This is a genomic window from Mycobacterium sp., from assembly GCF_049683935.1.
Taxonomy (GTDB): domain Bacteria; phylum Actinomycetota; class Actinomycetes; order Mycobacteriales; family Mycobacteriaceae; genus Mycobacterium.
In genome coordinates this window covers 1-15,890 of sequence record NZ_JBAUJR010000098.1, presented here as the reverse complement: position 1 = coordinate 15,890, position 15,890 = coordinate 1, and the positions used below count along the sequence as shown (strand labels likewise).

Sequence of the window (15,890 nt, the reverse complement as noted above, 5' to 3'; positions counted from 1 at the left end):
TTGCAGCTGCTAGGGCGTCGCCGCTCGTCCTGCGGTGCCAGCTCGCTTGGCCGGCGGCATCCATCCGGTCCATCTAGCGGTCTCCACCACTGACCGGTGCCAGTCGAGTGATCAGCCCTCGGTCGCCGTCGACCCTGACGCGATCGCCTGTCTTGAGCACCTGGGTGGCCACCAGCGTGTTGACGACGCAGGGGAGCCCGTACTCCCGCGCCACCACCGCCCCGTGCGAGACCGAGCTACCGATGTCGGTGACCAGTGCGGCGATCACGGTGAAGTACGGTGTCCAGCCCACATCGGTGACGGGTGCGACCAGAATCTCGCCACGCTGCACTCGCCGCGCATCCTGGATCGACTTCGCCACGCGTACAGTGCCTTCCGCTATCCCCCGGCTCGCCGGTCGGCCCAGGATCTGGTCATCGGTGACCGTCCCGGCGGGTCGGGCAATGATGGGTGCGGGCCGTCCGACGGAGACGTCCTCGAATTCCAGTGACTGCTGGAAATCGAGCGCATCGCGGCGCTGCTGCGCAGACTGCACGAGGTCTGCGATATCACCATCACCCACCACCCGAGGCAGTTCCGAGCGGTCGAAGAAGAAGACCAGATCGGCATCGGGGAGGCGCCCGGCGTCGGCCAGCACGTCACCCAGATGGCGGTATCCGAGCTTGAGTCGGTGCGCCATCAGGGCCATCTTCGACTTGGTTTCCTCCCGCCCGCGTGCTCCCCCCTGGGCGAGTCGCGCAAGCAGCCTCACCGTCCTCGAACCGGGCGCTTCCACACGTGTGCGAGTCGGACGCTCCCCGGTGGAATCGCGCACCGACTGCAACATGACCTGCATCATCGATCCGAGTCCCTCGGCGTCCTCGGCCCATGCGGGGTCACGCATGCACAGTTCGCGGTATCCGCGGTGTCCGTGTCGAATCAGAAACTGCCGCAGCGCGTCTGCGCCGGCACCGCCGGTGTTCCGCAAGCGGGCCAGCGCATCCTGCGGTGCGGCAGCGAGGAACAGCTCCGCGGTGGTGTCGTCGGCGGCGATCTCCCGCACGACCGCATACAGTTCGTCGACCATGACAGCACTCTCGACGTCAGCAGCACCCGCCATGAGCCGGGCGGCCTCCGCCTGGCCCTCGCTCTCGTCGCGACCGTTCTTGACCGCGCTGCGAACCAAGTAGCTCTCCAGCACGTTCGCGCCGACCGCGGCTCGTGACGAGGACCGCACGTGGACCAGCGTGACATAGCAATACAGGTCGACGCCGGACTCGAGTTGCTGCAGCACATGTTCGGCGTTGCGACTGGTGGGGATGGGGAACCCGGCAATCCGTTCGCCGAGCCGCCGGATCGCCGGCCCGGCGGACAGCGCATGCGAGGTGAGCCGCACCGTGTTGATCAGTTTGGGCACAAAGGGTTTGGGGGGCTTGGCCTCGAGCTCGTCTATCACCCGACCGCAGATCGACATGGAGAACTGCTCCAACGAATTTCCGAGAATCCCCGAACTCAGCGCCGTCCCTTCGGTCATGTTCAGGAACATGTGCCCGTAGAAGTAACCGACTTGCAGCCACTGTCGGTCGTAGCGTTCCTGCGCCCGCGCCACCACCTGCGTCATCTGCATCGCGTAGTCGATCGCATGTCCCGATACCGACGCGGTGAGCGGACAGAATGCCCCCGGCATCATCTCGCCGATGTTGCACCGGGTGTAGACATGCCTGGGTCCGGCCACCGGGGTGTCCATCTCGTTGAGATCCCCGGGCAGTGTGGTGATCGGCCGGGCCTGCAACCACCACAGTTTCCCGGCCTGGTCGATCGCCCATTCGAGGTCCATCGGCCTGCGCCAGTGTTGCGCGGCTACGAGTGCTCCGGCACGGATGCTGTCGACGTCCGCGTCGGACAGCACAGGGACGTCACCGACCTCGCACACGGCCTGGGTGCCGTCAGACGTCAGCACGAGGTGGTCGGAGACTGCGGATCCGTCGACGAGCGCCTCGCCCAGTCCAGCGATGGCATCGATCACCATCAGATCCCGCCGACCGGTCGTCGGGTCGGCGGTGAACACCACTCCGGCGGCACGCGCGTCGACCATCTGTTGGACGACCACATGCATCGCGGCAGTGGCGGCGCCCCCGTCATCCTGGCCGGCGTAGGAGGAGGCGCGTTCGGACCCGGCAGAGTCGACGCATTGCTGCACGGCGGCTACAAAGCCCTCCAGCGAATCGACACCGAGCACGGTGTCGTACTGCCCGGCGAACGACTGCTCGGCGCCATCCTCTCCGGTAGCCGAGGATCTGACGGCGACCGGCGACTGCACCTTGGTGAAGCGGTCCGTGACCGCGTCAGGGAGCGGCATCGGAGTGGCTTCCGCGATCACGAAACCCGTGGGGACGGAGAGCCCGAGCCGCGTCAACTCGGCCAGCCCCAGCGCCTTTCCGCCGTACCGGTCGTCGACGACCTCGGCGAACTCGATCGGTGTGGTCTGCATCGTCAGCCCAACGCGTCGATGATCTCAGCCAGCGCGTCCACGGCGATCGGCCCGGGTTGATAGAGGCAGATGCGGTCCGATACGCCGTCCACTCGGTCTCGGATGTGCGCGGCCACCTCGGCCGGGGTGCCGCAGGCGGCGATCGTGTGGAGCACCTCGTCGTCGATCAGTGTGGCCATTTCCTGCCACCGTCCCTGCTTGGACATGGCGTTGAGTTCGGGCTGCAGGTCGCCCCAGCCATGCGCGTCCAGCACCGGACGGTAGGCAGGTGTGGAGCCGTAGAACGCCAGCAGCATCCGGGTCGACGTGTGATCCTCACCCACCGACACGATGATCTCGGGCACCACCGCCAAATCGCCGGCGTCTCGTCCTGCAGCCGCCAGTCCCGCGCGGACCGCAGGCATGGTCTTCTCGTGCAGGAACTTCTTCGACCCGAATGGCATCACGAGTAGTCCGTCGGCGACTTCGGCGGTTGCCCGGGTCATCTGCGGACCCAGCGCTCCGAGGTAGATCGGCGGCGGCCCATAGGGATTCGGGCCCGGATTGAACGTCGGCGTCATCAGTGTGTGCCGGTAGAACTCGCCACGGAAGTCGAGTCGCTCGCCGTCGTTCCAGGCTGCGAAGATCGCCCGCAGCGCGCCGACCATTTCTTTGATCCGCCCCACCGGGCGGTCGAACTCCGCACCATAGCGCTTCTCGATCTGCGCGCGGATCTGGGTGCCGAGGCCGAGAATGAAACGCCCCTCGGAGATCTCCTGCAGATCGTTTGCCTCGTGGGCCAGCTGTATCGGGTTGCGCGGAAACGCGATAGCCACATTGGTCATCAGGTCCAGGCCCCTGACGGTCGACGCCAGAACCAGCGGAGTGAAGACCTCCCGTGGGCCCTCGAACGTGAACACCCCGGAAGCTCCCGCTTCCCGAAGGAGCGCCGCCCGTTCGACCGCATCTGTGGGGCCGAACAAGGCCGTCATGACCTTCACGATGTCGCCTCCGACGGGACGTCGGTCCAGTCGGCGAAACCCGATGGATGGTGCGGCCCGATGACGGCATGCTCGAACAGTCCGACGCCCTGCTGTGTGCTGCCGTCGGACTCGGTGCAGACGGCGTGACCGACGTGGTCGATCAGGCTGAAAGGTGCTCGCGCGAGAACCTCGGGATCGGTCAGATCGTAGGAGACGCGTTCAGAGAACGGCCCGCCCTTCCACGTACCGTGCATCCACGAGGAGTCGCCGCCGTATCCGGACCCAAAGGCGATGGGCGCGAACAGCTTCGATTCGACGTCGAGCTGCAGCCGGCTCCCGGATCGCGTCATCATCTCGATGTGCGCGCCGTAGGGGATCCTGGTCCCGGGCGTGTAGTGGATGGTCGCCCGCACGCCGTCGAGCTGTTCGACCCTGCCGTCTCGCCAACGTCGGGTGCAGTCGTAGAGGCTGCGATGGCCGTCGGGGTCCTCCTGAATGATCAGGAAGAGCTGGTGGTCATCGAACGCCAGCGGTAGATACAGCCACCACATTCCGCCGAAGGCGGTGTCGGGCCGGCCTGCCGGCTCTGCCTCACCGACGGGACGGATACCCCAAGAGCGGTCGCGACTGCTCACTGAGGTGGACGGATCGACATTCAGGCGGTCCCCATCGACGTCGATCCAGCCCTCCCAGGTACCCAGCTGGGCAAAACGGCACGCCTGCAACGTCACCCGTCGTTCCGAGTGCATCTGATGCGGATGCTCCAGAGCAGAGGAGAACAGGCCACGCCACCTCAGATCGGCCGACACACCCTCGGTTTCCGCGACGGTCAGATGCAGTTCCTGCAAAGGCTCGACGACGTCGAGTCGATATCCGTTCACGTTCTGATGGAGACGGTCTCCGTCTATCGCGTCGCTGAAACGGACGGCGGTCTGAGTGTCTCCTCGCCGGATGACCATGTAGGCGTCCTTGACGCCCAGCCGGGGGTAGTACCCGATACCGGTCAGCGCCATGAAGCGGCCCTCGCGGTCAAGGACATTGAAGTACGACCGATCGTAGAAGTTGCGATCCGAGGTCACCGGGGCGCTGATCGGCACCGGCGCCTGATGGATCGGGTACTCGTCCAGCGGACTCAAGAACACAGACACTCTCCCATAACGATACGATGCGAGCTATATTGTAATTATGAGAACAGATCGGTCCGTGGAAGACAAGGGGCCAGTCCGAACGTCAGCGGGGCGACCGCGCGACAGCAAGATCGACAGAGCGATCATTCAAGCCACCCGCGAACTGTTACTGGAGACGGGCTATCCGGCGCTGTCGCTGTCTGCGATCGCAACTCGCGCCGGCACCACCACCGCCGCCATCTACCGACGCTGGTCGGGCAAGGCGCAACTCGTTCACGAGGCGATACTGCCCGCTGAGGTCACGGCCATGCCCAGTGCGTCCGGTGACGTCGTGGAGGACATCCGTGCACTGGTGGAGGCGACGCGCACCATGTTCGACCGGCCCGAGGTCCGCATCGCTCTTCCCGCGTTGATCGCCGACACCGTCGCTGATCCGGACGTGCACAGCAGAATGACGTCTCGTTTCGCCGAAAGCCTGGCCAGCTTCCGGACCCGGATCGACCGGACGCCCGGCCTGCCGAGCGACGATGGCACCCTGCCGTTGCTCGCGGAAGTCGTTGTCGGCAGCGCGATCTTCCGCATCATCGTGCGCCACGATGCCCCGCTGGACGCGGCATGGGTGGACGACCTCACCACCCTGATCAGCTCCGGGTGGACCTCGATGGCGCGCGGTTCTCGTTAGGACGCCGGGCGGCGAACTCCACGCGGGCGAATACGGCGATCAACACGACCAGGACCACGAGCGGGGCGACGAGCCACAGCCCACGCTGTGCCCACCAAGCGCCGCTCGGCTCGGCCGGCAACGTGGCCCCCGTCCGCTCGTAGAGCCACACCACCGCCAGGTAGGCGGTCATGTGCCAGACGAACACCGTCATCGCGACCGCATTGAGAGCCACCACCGGCTTCCACCACGCGGGCCGTCGTAGCAGCCGCTCTGCGGCCGGCGTGATGAGAATGAGCAGCCCCAGCTGGAACACCGCCAACGCCGCGATGGCGGCGTTGGTCGGGAAGATGTTCGATTCGGCGGCTCCCACGGTGGCCACCATCGACCGAGGGAAACCTGCGGCCATCAATCCCATCAGCGCGGTCAGCCCCGCTCCGGCAACCGCCACGCGGGAGATCAGCGGCCACCGCCCGAGTTGCCAACTGCGCCACGCGTAGCCGAGTTGGTGACAGAACAACCACACCAGCGCTGCGGTGACCCATCCGGCCCATTCCAGGCCGGCGCCGCGATCCAGGGCCATCCCGCCGACGATCAGCGCCACCAGCAAGGCCAGCACCGACTTGCCGGCGCGCGCGTGCAGCATTGCGGTAGCCGGTACCAGCACGATCAGCACCGTGTAGACACCGACAAACCACAGCGGAATGAGATAGCCGGGAAACCACTGCCACATCGAACGGTGCTCAGCCACGAGAGCTGCCGCGAAGATTTCGCTTCCCAGCCAGACGACGGCCCACGCAGCGGTGGGCCAGAGCACTCGGCGCAGCCGGTCGCCGACGAACTGTCCGGCTGTGGTTCCCAGCGCCCGAGCCCGCTCGAAAGCCGCCAGATTGGCGTACCCGCCGACCACGAAGAACAGCGGCATCACCTGCAGCACCCAGGTCGCGGCCCAGCTGCCCGGCACCACGTGGATCGGATTGGGCATCGCCAAGCTGCCGTCGGCGGTGCGATGGGTCACTGACAACGTCCAGTGCCACAGCACGACCACCACGATGCACACCGCGCGGGTGGCGTCGACCACCCGATCACGCGAGTCCGGAGTCGCCGCAACAAGTCGGTCCAGCTTGGTTACGCCCTGGGAGGCAGTGTCACGCCGCCACACCTGCACCCTCCCGTCCACCTCCGGCACTCGACGGTACGTCAGGCGTCAGGCGTGGACGCGGCGCAGACTCGCGTCAGGGAACCCGAGTGAGCAGGAGATCGACGGGGTGGGGCAGGATGCCGGGGCGGCCGGCCAACGAGATGTCGTGCAGGTAGTCGAGTAGCCGCCCGCGGGCGTCGGGTCGTAGCGCTCGCGAACGAGCACCGATGAGGAAGTCCAGCACCGCCTCGCCGCGTCCGAGCGGATCACTGAGCGCATCGCGGGCATCGAGGTGTCCGACCAGGGTCTCGGTGCGCGGAGACAGCCCGCGAAGCCCGAGTTCGGACCGGACGTCCTCGGCGAACCACGGTTTCAGCCCGGCCCACGGGCACAGCATCTCGGTCAGCACGCACAGCGGCTCGAGCGGCGCGATCGCGGCCAGCAGCAGACCACCGGGCTTGACCATGCTCAGTGCGTGATCCAACGCCGCCGACAGGTCGGCGACGTAGTAGAGCGAATGGACGAAGTGCACCAGATCGGCAGGCTGACCGCCCTCGTGGTCGGCGAACTCTCCGATGACGACGGTCGGCGTCAGCGTCCCCGCGTCCACTGCGGTCAGCCTCGCGGCAAAATCCGCCGCCGACGGTGCGTGCGGTTCGACCCCGGTGTAGCGCACGCGTCGTCCGCCCGCGGTGAGCGCGGCTGCCAGCGGCGCATCAACACTGCCGTCACCCACGCCGACGCCGACGACCCGTACCGGATCGCTCTGCGCAAGCATCGGGGGCAGCGCGGTGGCCAGCCAGGACTGCAGTCGCGGCCGCTGATCGCTGGCCGCCTCGTACAGGGCGTGGGTGTGCGCGTACCGCTCGGGTGTCAATGCCGGCAGGTCCGGCCGGTCGAGCATCTGCTCCCTCAGTCCTTCGAGGGCCAGGGGCGGACCCATCACTGTCACTGACGCCAGTGTGCCCCGAAATTGCCTGCATACGGCTTTTGGGAGTAAGCCGACACCGTTGCGTAAGAATCGGCCCTCGGGATCCGTGGTTGGGTTGAGCGATGAGCCGATCCGATACCGCCCAGCGCAGCCTGGACCACTGGAGCGAAGCCGGCCGATCGGAGATGCAGGCCTTTTATGCGCTGGCCACGGAGGACTACCGGCAACTCGCCGCCGCCCGGCAGTGGGACGCCGACCTGGCCGAGCACGCCGTCGACGGTTCGGTGCGACTGCTCGACGTGGCGTGCGGGAGCGGGAAGTTCCCGGCGGCACTGCTCGCTGGGGGACTGCCCGCGCAACCCGTCGTCGAGGTCGATCTGCTCGATCCCTCCGCCTTCAGCATCGCCGAGGCGCGGCAGGCGCTCGCGCCACCGTTCGTCGCCGCGGGTGAGCACGAGGTGTTCCTGCAGGACTTCGTCGGCACCGGATACGACGTCGCCTGGGCCACGCATGCGCTGTACGCGCTGCCTCCTGCCGAGTTGGGCACCGGCGTCGCCAGGATGGTCGGCGCCCTCCGTCCCGGCGGGTTCGGAGCCGTCGCCCACGCCTCGTCGCGGTCGCACTACCTGACCTTCTACGACGCCTACCGCGCCTCGTTCGCGCCCGACGCCACTCCCTACACCGACGCCGAGGGTGTTGCGTCCGCCCTTCGTGCGGCAGGCGCGCCGATCGAGGTCCAGGTGCTGCACTACCGCACGGGGACGTCGGATCGCGCGGTCGCCGAGGGGTTCCTGCAGCGCTGCGCGTTCGACGACGCGGTATCGCTGGATCAGATGGAGGCCAGCGACGTGCTCGGGCAGTACCTGGCCGACTGCCGGGACACCGACGGCGCCTATGCGTTTCAGCACGAAGCGCACCTGATCACCTGGCAGCAGCCATGATTCGCAATCCGCACCTGTCCGAGTCCACCGCTGCGGGCACTGCGTCCCACGTTGCCGTCGAGTGGGATCGCGGCAACGACCAGTGGTGGGACTGGTACATGTCTCTGGCCGACGGCCCTGTGCCCGACGGCCCCCTTGTCGATCCTCCGCCGCACGATCCGGGTCCGCTGCCGTCCGACGACGAGGTCGCCGCGGAACTCGCCGACCCGTACCCGATCACCGACGCCCACATCCGGCAGTTCCAGGCTGACGCGTTCATCAAGTTGCCCGGCGTGTTGACCCCCGGCACCGTGGAGCGGCTGCGGTCCCGCTTGCGCGAATTGCTCGATGACGCAGTCGATCCCGCAGTCGGTTTTCAGAGTCGCGAGATGATGTGGCTGGATGACGACCTGATTCGCGCAGCGGTCCTGTCGCCGCGCATCGGCGGCATCGGAGCGGCCCTGCTCGACGCGGATCAGGTGCGGGTGTACCACGACAACGCACTGTCGAAGCAACCCGGCGCGGGACGCACCCCGTGGCACCACGACGCCCATCACTTTCCGCTGGACTCCCCCGACGTGCTGACGGCCTGGATCCCGCTGCAGCCCACCCCGCGCGAGATGGGGCCGCTGGCCTTCGCCCGGGGCACCGAGGTCGGAGAGTTGGTCGCAGGTCTGGAATTCGACAAGCACGGCACGTCCTACGACCGCGGGGTGTCGGAAATCTTTCGCGCACATGCCGTTCAGGTCGAGGACGGGCCGTTCGCGGTGGGCGAGGTCAGCTTCCACGCGGCCAGCTGCTTCCACACCGCCGGGCCGAACCGGACGACCGCCGACCGCGTCGTACTGGCCACCACGTACTTCGCCGACGGCACCCGGGTGGTACCCAGCCCGACCATGGTCAGCGGTGACTGGCGCAAATTCATCCCCGGCGTCGAGCCGGGCCAGATCGTGGCGAGCCCTCGGAACCCTCTGCTGACGCGGCCGACGGCCTGACCGGGCAACAGCTCAGAGCGCGGTGATCCGCATCTCGGCGCCCGGATGGGAAGTGACGGTGACGACGACCGTGCCGTCACCCGTTTCGAACGTGGTGTTCGCGTAGCCGACGAAGCCGTAGTGCCCGTCGATCGTCGACACCGCGGTGATGTCGCGGCTGCCGGAGGCCCCGGTGTCGAGGTTCGCCCAGGTCGCGGTCACGGTCAGCGCGCAGGAACCGTCGTAGATGCCGGCGTCGTAGTGGATCGCCACGCGGACACCGCCCTCGACACGGGTTTCGTCGACCTGCACCGGCGTGACCTGGGCCTCGGCGCTGACCGTGCCGGCGCACGTCGGGGACGCCACCACCGGCACTCGCTCGAGTTGCGCGAACGTCTCTGCCTGGGCTGTTGCCATCCCCCACCAGGGCGCAGCCATCGCGACCATGAGCGCGCCGGCAACACGGAGTCGGGTCATGCCTGTGTTATCGACGGCGGCCACAGCAGTGTTAGCGACGCAGTGTCGAAGGGGCGAGCTCTACTGATCTATCCGCAAGGCTGACCCGTGATGACAGCATGCTGTCATGGTATGTGATGCTATGCTGTCACGATGCGCACTACCGTGACACTTGACGACGACACGTTGGCGGTGATCAAGCGACGAATGTCCGAGGAGGGCCTTTCCTTCAAGGAAGCGCTGAACAACGCCATCCGCGAGAGCGCTGACCGCCGGCCGGCGCCGGCCGCATTCGTCACCCGAACCGCTGATCTCGGGGTGCCGTCAGTGAGTTTGGATCGCGCCCTGCAACTTGCCGCTGAACTCGAGGACGACGAACTCGTCCGCCGGTTGCGTCAGGGCGCATGAGAATCGTCGACGCGAATGTGCTTCTCTACGCCGTAAACTCGTCTTCGGACCACCACGACGCATGCCGACGATGGCTAGATGGTGCCCTGTCGGGTAGAGACGTCGTCGGACTCGCGTGGGTACCTATGCTGGCTTTCGCCCGCCTCGCCACAAAGCACGGCCTGTTCCCGTCACCGATGAGTCCCGACGATGCCATGGCGCAGATCACCGAATGGTGCTCGGCACCGGGTGCCGTGATCGTCCACCCGACCGCCCGGCACGCCGACCTCCTGTCCGGCCTACTGTCGACAGTCGGGGCAGGGGGCAACCTCGTCAACGATGCCCACCTAGCGGCACTTGCGCTCGAACACCGTGCTCGTATCATCAGCTACGACAACGACTTCGACAGATTCAAAGGCGTGCAGCGGGACGTGCCGGAGTCGCTACTCGGCTGAGCTCTGCGCGCTGATGTCACGGGGCGCACACCGCGCGCTGCATGTCCCGACTGTGGCGCGGCGGGTCGCCGGGTTACTCTGCGGCCGTCGGTGACGAGCCACGGCGGGACGGCACCCGGAACGGCCGCGGGCAGACGTGGTGTCGGCCAGGGCGCCACGAAGCTGCGTGCGTGCCCTCGACACCCGCGACATCACGGTGCCGATCGGGATGTCCATCAGTGCCGCGGTCTCCGCGTAGGTGTATCCCTCGACGTCGGCGTAGTACAGGACCATCCGGAAGCCTTCGGAGAGCTGGCCCATCGCGTCGCGGACGTCGCTGTCGGGCAACGCATCCAGCACCTCCGCCTCGGCGGAGCGCAGTCCGGTGGACAGGTGTGCGCCGTAGCCGGCCAGTTCACGATCGGTGATCTCCTCGGAGAGCACCTCCGCGGGACGGCGCTCCTTCCACCGGTAGGCGTTGATCCACTGGTTGTGCTGGATCCGGAACAGCCATGCCTTGAGGTTGCTGCCCTCGTTGAAGTTGCCGAATCCCTTGTAGGCGTGGATCAGCGTTTCCTGCAGTAGATCCTCGGCGTCGGCGTCGTTGCGGGTGAGCCGTCGGGCTCCCCTGTGCAGGACGTCGACCAGTGGCCAGACGTCCGCGGTGAACCGGGCTGTGAGTTCGGCGTCATTGGGGGCGACGTCATGGGCGATGGCGTTCACGGGAGTACCTCCGGTTGATTTCGCTGCGAACCCGGATGGGCCGTCGAAATCAGACTGTCGGCATACAACGCTGGGGGGACCCTTGGTCACCAGTGGTCAATGGTCCGTAGTCCCCATGGTCAGTGGTGTCAGCCTGACCACGTGACGGTGCGCAGTTGCCTGCGCGAAGTGATGCCCAGCTTGACGAACACTTTCCGCAGATGCCATTCGACGGTGTGCACGCTGATGAACAACTGGGCACCGATCTCGTGATTGGTCAGGCCGTCGGCGGCCAACTGTGAGATCTGCGCCTCCTGCGCCGTCAGCTCGTCACCCGAGCTCAGCGGCTGCTTTCGGACCTTTTCGCCGACCGCGATCAACTCTTTGCGGGCCCGTTCGGCATAGGCTTCGGCGCCCATCTGCACGAACAGCCCGTGGGCGTCGTTGAGGTGACGGCGAGCATCACCGCGGCGGTTCATGCGCCTCAACCACTCGCCGTATGCGAGGTGCGTCCGCGCGCGGTGCACCACCACTCGCGATCGGCTCAGATGGTCGAGTGCCTCGTTGAACAACCGGTCGGCGTCTTCGTTGTCGGCCAGTAGGGCCCTGGCACTGGCCATCGCGCCGAGACCCCAGGGGGTTCCGCTGGAACCGGCGCGCCCCTCGATGTGGCTGATCGCCCACCGTGCGGTGTCCAGTTCCCCGGTGTGCACGGCGGCTTCCACCAACTCGTGCAGACACCAACTGTAGAAACCGAGATCCTCGTACTCGCAGGCATCGCGCGCGGCGGCGAAAGCTTCCCGGTAACGGCCCAGACCGTTGTACAGCACCGCGGTCGCATATCCGGTCAACCCGATCAAGCGCCCTTCGCCGCGCGCGGCGGCATCGGCGGCGGCCGCGTTGATCATGCGGACGGCCTCCACGGCATCCCCCCGCCACGCGCACACCGCCAGTGCGTGGTACCTCACCGGTCCGGTGTGCGCGGTCGCCGCCGTGATGGCCTGCGCTTCAGCGATCAGCGTTGCTGTGGCGGAGAATTCGCCGAACAACAGATGCACTCCGGCCCGGTACACCAGCGCCTGCGGGAGGCCGGCCAAGGCGCCCGCGGCCCTGGCCTGCTGTACCACCGCTGCCGACAGTGCATCGACGAGCGTTTCGTCCCACAACTCGTGGGCCGCGGATTCCTGCAGGATCGGGAACGCAGGCACAAGCCACCGCAGAAGCTGACCCGGATCAGCCGATGCGAGCTCGCGCATCGCGTCGAGTGCAGTGCGCAGGTGCTGGACCGCACCGACCCCGCCGGTGATCCGCTCGGTCATCCCGCGGAAGTACAGGTCCACCGCGCGGGGCAACTCCGATGTGCGTGCCATGGCGGAGCGCGCCGCTTCGGCGGCGTCGAGGAGCGCGCCGGGCTCCCCCAGCCGGCCGGCGTACATCAGCGCGGCAAACGCCTCGAGGTAGGTCTCACGAGAGGCGAAGTCGTCGACGTCCTCCAACCGCTCGGCGGCCTCGAGTAACGCCGGTGCGGTTTCCCCGACCGACGGCGCCCCGCTCTCCCCCGCCCGGCTGCTCTCGAACTGCATCTGGGCACGCAGACGGGCAGCGCGGGCGCGCTGGAGTTCTGACAGCGGCGTGGACTCGGCGATGGTCAACAGTTCGTAGGCCGTCGCGGTCGCTGCGGAGTCGCGCTTGGCCTGAGCAGCAGCCAGAGCCCGGCTTCCCCGAAGCGCGGGATCGGCGGTGAGCACAGCCGCACGCTCGAGGAAGCTGGCGGCCGCGGCGATTCCACCCCGGCCCTGCGCCCGGCTTGCCGATGCCTCCAGTTCGGCGGCCACTGAGTCGTCGGTACCGGCCACGGAATTGGATGCGTGCCACGCCCGGCGGTCCGGATCGGAGGCGGCATCGGTGGCGGCGGCGAGAGCCCCGTGGATCGCCCGGCGATCGGCCAGGTCGGCGGCACGGTAGGCGGCCGAACGCATCAGCGGGTGATAGAAGCGCATCCGGGGGCCGAATTCGATCACACCCGCCGCTTCCGCGGGGGCCAGCGCGTCCACGGCGATACCGAGCATCGCGGCAGCACGCAAGAACAGTGCGGAATCGCCCACGGGTTCGGCAGCGGCGATCAGGAGTAGTCGACGGGTCTCGTCCGGTAGCGCCTGGATCCGCTGGACATAACTCTCCTCGATCCGACTCGGCGAGGCCTGCGCGTCGACAGTCCAGAATCCGCCGGCGAGTTCCGCCGCGGAGTACGCCCGCGGCACTTCGAGCAATGCCAGCGGGTTGCCTCGCGTTTCGGCGACCACTCGATCTCTGACACCCGGGTCGATCCCGCCGATCATCAAATGCTCCAACAGGTTTCGCGCGTCTGTGGGCGACAGACCGCGGACGGGCAGTTCGGGCAGCCCTGTCAGCACCTCGGCACCCTCGGTGCGTGCGGCGAACACCATTGCCACCGGTTCGGCCATCAACCGGCGCGCGACGAAGCTCAGCGTCTGCACCGATACCTGGTCCAGCCAATGGGCGTCGTCGATGACACACAGCAGCGGCTGATCTCTCACGGCTGCCGCGAGCAGGCTCAGTACCGCCAATCCGACGAGGAAGCGTTCGGGCGCGGGGCCGACACCCGTTCCGAAGGCGACCGCGAGGGCGTCACGCTGCGGGGGTGGCAGGTCATCGAGGTGCCCCAACAGTGGGGCACACAACTGGTACAGGCCCGCGTATGCCATCTCCATATCGGACTCGACGCCGGATACCTGGACGGTGCGCAAGCCCTCGGCCCGGTCCAGCAGGTACCCGAGCAGAGCCGTCTTGCCGACACCCGCCTCACCGCGCAGCACCAGTACGTGCGGCCTGCCCGTTCGCACGGTGGACGTCACCTCGTGCAGCGCTGCGATCTCTGCGATCCGGCCGTGCAGCGCTCGTCCACGAGCTCGGCTCGACATTTTGCACCACCGCGTCCACTCGGGAGATCCACCGTCTGTGTGCCTGGTCAAAGCCTCGGCCCGGATGGATGGTAGCGAGAGGACGCGCCCGCGGTCTAGGTGTCCGTGATGAACGTGACCGTCTCGGGCAAGGGCGCCCGGCCGGTGCGGGCGTACCCGACGGTGAGGTCCTCGTACCCGATGGACATGCCGCAGAACAACGTGAGTCCCGCAGCCGGCTGGACTGTTTCTGCGACGGTCTCGCGGGTGGTCGACCATGCCATCTGAGGACAGCTGTGCAATCCTTCGGCACGAAGCAACAGCATGACGGTCTGCAAGTACATACCGACGTCGGCCCACTGAGGTAATCCCAGCCTGCGGTCGACGTAGCAGAACAGCGCCGCGGGCGCACCGAAGCAGTCCCAGTTGCCGATCGATGCGCGGTGCCGCGCTTCCCAGTCGTCGCGCACGATGCCGAGGGCGCCATAGCGTTGTTCGGCGAAGTCGCGGCGCCGGTCGCTGTACGGCGGTTCCAATGCGGCAGGGTACATTTCGTACTCGCGCTCATCCCAGGGATCGCCGGCGGCAACACGTTCGACCGCCCGCTTCTTCAGCCGCGCCAACGGTTGCCCGGTCACGACGTAGATGCGCCACGGCTGCAGATTCGATCCCGACGGCGCCCACGCGGCGGCAGCGAGAACACGCTGCAGAATCTCCACGGGCACCGGCTCGTCGGTGAACCCGCGTACCGCACGGCGGCTGGTGACCGCCTCATAAACGTCCATGATGTTCCTTCGTGTTCGATGGTGCGCTCAGCTTCTGGCCGCTTTCTCGAGAATCCAGTCCTCGAAGCGGATGTCGAACAACGTCGCCCCGGGTCCGGGAACCAGGGTGCGCTCGCTGATCTCGACGCCCCAGTACCGTGCAGCGGGGTCGGCGATCACCTCGCGGCTGTCGCCACGCGCCGTCAGCGCGGTGCGGATCAAGTCGGGGAGTCGGAACTGTTCGGGTCCGCCGACCTCGGTGATGCCGTAGACCGGTTCGGTCACCGCAGCGATGGCCACTGCTTCGGCGACATCCGTGGTGTCCATGGGCTGAATCAGTGCATCCGGCAACCGCACCGTGCTGTCCACGGTCGCGGAATCCGCGATGACGGTGAGGAAATCGAAGAATTGGGTCGCGCGCACGATCGTGTACGGGACACCACCGGTGGCGATCAGCGATTCCTGCGCCAACTTCGCCTTGAAATACCCACTTTCGCGAGCCAGCAGCTCCGTTCCGACCACCGACAGCGCCACATGGTGTGAGACGCCGGCCTGAGCCTCCGCGGCAAGCACATTGGTGGTCGACACGTTGAAGAACTCCTGAGCGGCTGCCTCCTCGAAGGTCGGGGAGTTGGTGACGTCCACGACCACCTGCGCCCCCACCAGCACGGAGGACAATCCCTCGCCGGTGAAGGCGTTGACACCGGTGGACGGTGCCGCAGCCACGACGTCGTGACCCCGCTCGGTCAGCCCCTGAACCACCTTCGATCCGATTCGACCTGTACCGCCGATGACAACGATTCTCATGGTGACCTCTTCTGTTCGCTTGATGTGAGGCTGCGTGATCACCGCCTCCGACCGCCAGAACCCCGCGCCCGTCGCCGATTCATCCCGTGAGGCCGTCGTCACTGCCGGATGACCAAGCGGGCCCTTGGCGGTTCCTGCAGATGAACAAGGAGAGGACTGTCATGGAACTACACAATCGTCGAGCGCTTGTCACCGGCGGCACCGCCGGGATCGGCCTGGCCAGTGCTCGGCTG

The 15,890-nt window shown here is 67.1% G+C and carries 15 protein-coding genes; 5 read left to right on the top strand and 10 right to left on the bottom strand.

What is annotated here, in order from left to right; translation table 11 throughout:
- Positions 1-73: 73 nt before the first annotated feature.
- The 3 genes from WA965_RS05460 to WA965_RS05450 are packed head-to-tail and all read right to left on the bottom strand — an operon-like array spanning position 74 to position 4,574.
- Complete coding sequence (locus WA965_RS05460) at positions 74-2,470, bottom strand: PEP/pyruvate-binding domain-containing protein (RefSeq protein ID WP_526294537.1); 2,397 nt, start codon at positions 2,468-2,470, stop codon at positions 74-76.
- Positions 2,471-2,472: 2 nt separating this feature from the next.
- Positions 2,473-3,450, bottom strand: coding sequence for a TIGR03617 family F420-dependent LLM class oxidoreductase (locus tag WA965_RS05455; RefSeq protein WP_526294538.1), 978 nt, complete (start codon positions 3,448-3,450; stop codon positions 2,473-2,475).
- Positions 3,447-4,574, bottom strand: coding sequence for an Rv3169 family protein (locus WA965_RS05450; RefSeq protein WP_526294661.1), 1,128 nt, complete (start codon positions 4,572-4,574; stop codon positions 3,447-3,449). The genes WA965_RS05455 and WA965_RS05450 overlap by 4 nt, the downstream gene beginning before the upstream one ends.
- 43 nt (positions 4,575-4,617) lie before the next feature.
- Between WA965_RS05450 and WA965_RS05445 the strand changes: the two genes are divergently transcribed.
- On the top strand, positions 4,618-5,241 hold the full coding sequence (locus WA965_RS05445) for a TetR/AcrR family transcriptional regulator (RefSeq protein ID WP_526294539.1): 624 nt from the start codon (positions 4,618-4,620) through the stop codon (positions 5,239-5,241).
- On the opposite strand, the gene WA965_RS05440 is transcribed toward WA965_RS05445, so the two are convergent.
- Positions 5,201-6,400, bottom strand: a complete 1,200-nt coding sequence (locus WA965_RS05440) for an acyltransferase family protein (protein WP_526294540.1) — start codon at positions 6,398-6,400, stop codon at positions 5,201-5,203. The two genes, WA965_RS05445 and WA965_RS05440, sit on opposite strands and share 41 nt — an antisense overlap.
- Positions 6,401-6,455: 55 nt before the next feature.
- Positions 6,456-7,304 carry a methyltransferase gene (locus WA965_RS05435; RefSeq protein ID WP_526294663.1) on the bottom strand — a complete coding sequence of 283 codons (849 nt, stop codon included), beginning with the start codon at positions 7,302-7,304 and terminating at the stop codon, positions 6,456-6,458.
- Between the two features lie 110 nt (positions 7,305-7,414).
- Between WA965_RS05435 and WA965_RS05430 the strand changes: the two genes are divergently transcribed.
- Positions 7,415-8,233 carry a class I SAM-dependent methyltransferase gene (locus tag WA965_RS05430; protein ID WP_526294541.1) on the top strand — a complete coding sequence of 273 codons (819 nt, stop codon included), beginning with the start codon at positions 7,415-7,417 and terminating at the stop codon, positions 8,231-8,233.
- Entirely contained in the window at positions 8,230-9,207 is a 978-nt protein-coding gene (locus WA965_RS05425; protein WP_526294542.1) for a phytanoyl-CoA dioxygenase family protein, read from the top strand. Before WA965_RS05430 ends, WA965_RS05425 begins: the two co-directional genes overlap by 4 nt.
- Positions 9,208-9,219: 12 nt before the next feature.
- Here WA965_RS05425 and WA965_RS05420 read toward each other — a convergent pair whose 3' ends face one another.
- On the bottom strand, positions 9,220-9,663 hold the full coding sequence (locus WA965_RS05420) for a hypothetical protein (protein WP_526294543.1): 444 nt from the start codon (positions 9,661-9,663) through the stop codon (positions 9,220-9,222).
- A gap of 132 nt (positions 9,664-9,795) precedes the next feature.
- Here WA965_RS05420 and WA965_RS05415 point away from each other — a divergent pair, with 132 nt between their 5' ends.
- Entirely contained in the window at positions 9,796-10,050 is a 255-nt protein-coding gene (locus WA965_RS05415) for an antitoxin (RefSeq protein ID WP_526294544.1), read from the top strand.
- Positions 10,047-10,484: a type II toxin-antitoxin system VapC family toxin gene (locus WA965_RS05410; protein ID WP_526294545.1), complete on the top strand. Its 438-nt coding sequence runs from the start codon at positions 10,047-10,049 to the stop codon at positions 10,482-10,484. The genes WA965_RS05415 and WA965_RS05410 overlap by 4 nt, the downstream gene beginning before the upstream one ends.
- On the opposite strand, the gene WA965_RS05405 is transcribed toward WA965_RS05410, so the two are convergent.
- The 4 genes from WA965_RS05405 to WA965_RS05390 all read right to left on the bottom strand — a co-directional run bounded on the left by WA965_RS05405 (position 10,473) and on the right by WA965_RS05390 (position 15,657).
- The gene (locus WA965_RS05405; protein WP_526294546.1) at positions 10,473-11,186 is read right to left on the bottom strand and encodes a sigma-70 family RNA polymerase sigma factor; all 714 of its coding nucleotides are present in this window, start codon (positions 11,184-11,186) and stop codon (positions 10,473-10,475) included. The genes WA965_RS05410 and WA965_RS05405 overlap by 12 nt on opposite strands.
- Before the next feature lie 128 nt (positions 11,187-11,314).
- Positions 11,315-14,107: a helix-turn-helix transcriptional regulator gene (locus WA965_RS05400; protein WP_526294547.1), complete on the bottom strand. Its 2,793-nt coding sequence runs from the start codon at positions 14,105-14,107 to the stop codon at positions 11,315-11,317.
- A gap of 95 nt (positions 14,108-14,202) precedes the next feature.
- Complete coding sequence (locus tag WA965_RS05395) at positions 14,203-14,871, bottom strand: nitroreductase (protein ID WP_526294548.1); 669 nt, start codon at positions 14,869-14,871, stop codon at positions 14,203-14,205.
- A 27-nt stretch (positions 14,872-14,898) separates the two neighbouring features.
- Positions 14,899-15,657, bottom strand: a complete 759-nt coding sequence (locus tag WA965_RS05390; RefSeq protein WP_526294549.1) for an SDR family oxidoreductase — start codon at positions 15,655-15,657, stop codon at positions 14,899-14,901.
- Positions 15,658-15,890: the final 233 nt, after the last annotated feature.

Excerpts from the sequence above, each read along its gene's own strand:
- WA965_RS05425 (WP_526294542.1), top strand. The coding sequence starts at position 8,230 with ATGATTCGCAATCCGCACCTGTCCGAGTCCACCGCTGCGGGCACTGCG.
- WA965_RS05435 (WP_526294663.1), bottom strand. The coding sequence starts at position 7,304 with ATGGGTCCGCCCCTGGCCCTCGAAGGACTGAGGGAGCAGATGCTCGAC.
- WA965_RS05430 (WP_526294541.1), top strand. The coding sequence starts at position 7,415 with ATGAGCCGATCCGATACCGCCCAGCGCAGCCTGGACCACTGGAGCGAA.
- WA965_RS05390 (WP_526294549.1), bottom strand. The coding sequence starts at position 15,657 with ATGAGAATCGTTGTCATCGGCGGTACAGGTCGAATCGGATCGAAGGTG.
- WA965_RS05420 (WP_526294543.1), bottom strand. The coding sequence starts at position 9,663 with ATGACCCGACTCCGTGTTGCCGGCGCGCTCATGGTCGCGATGGCTGCG.
- WA965_RS05445 (WP_526294539.1), top strand. The coding sequence starts at position 4,618 with ATGAGAACAGATCGGTCCGTGGAAGACAAGGGGCCAGTCCGAACGTCA.
- WA965_RS05415 (WP_526294544.1), top strand. The coding sequence starts at position 9,796 with ATGCGCACTACCGTGACACTTGACGACGACACGTTGGCGGTGATCAAG.
- WA965_RS05410 (WP_526294545.1), top strand. The coding sequence starts at position 10,047 with ATGAGAATCGTCGACGCGAATGTGCTTCTCTACGCCGTAAACTCGTCT.
- WA965_RS05395 (WP_526294548.1), bottom strand. The coding sequence starts at position 14,871 with ATGGACGTTTATGAGGCGGTCACCAGCCGCCGTGCGGTACGCGGGTTC.
- WA965_RS05400 (WP_526294547.1), bottom strand. The coding sequence starts at position 14,107 with ATGTCGAGCCGAGCTCGTGGACGAGCGCTGCACGGCCGGATCGCAGAG.
- WA965_RS05460 (WP_526294537.1), bottom strand. The coding sequence starts at position 2,470 with ATGCAGACCACACCGATCGAGTTCGCCGAGGTCGTCGACGACCGGTAC.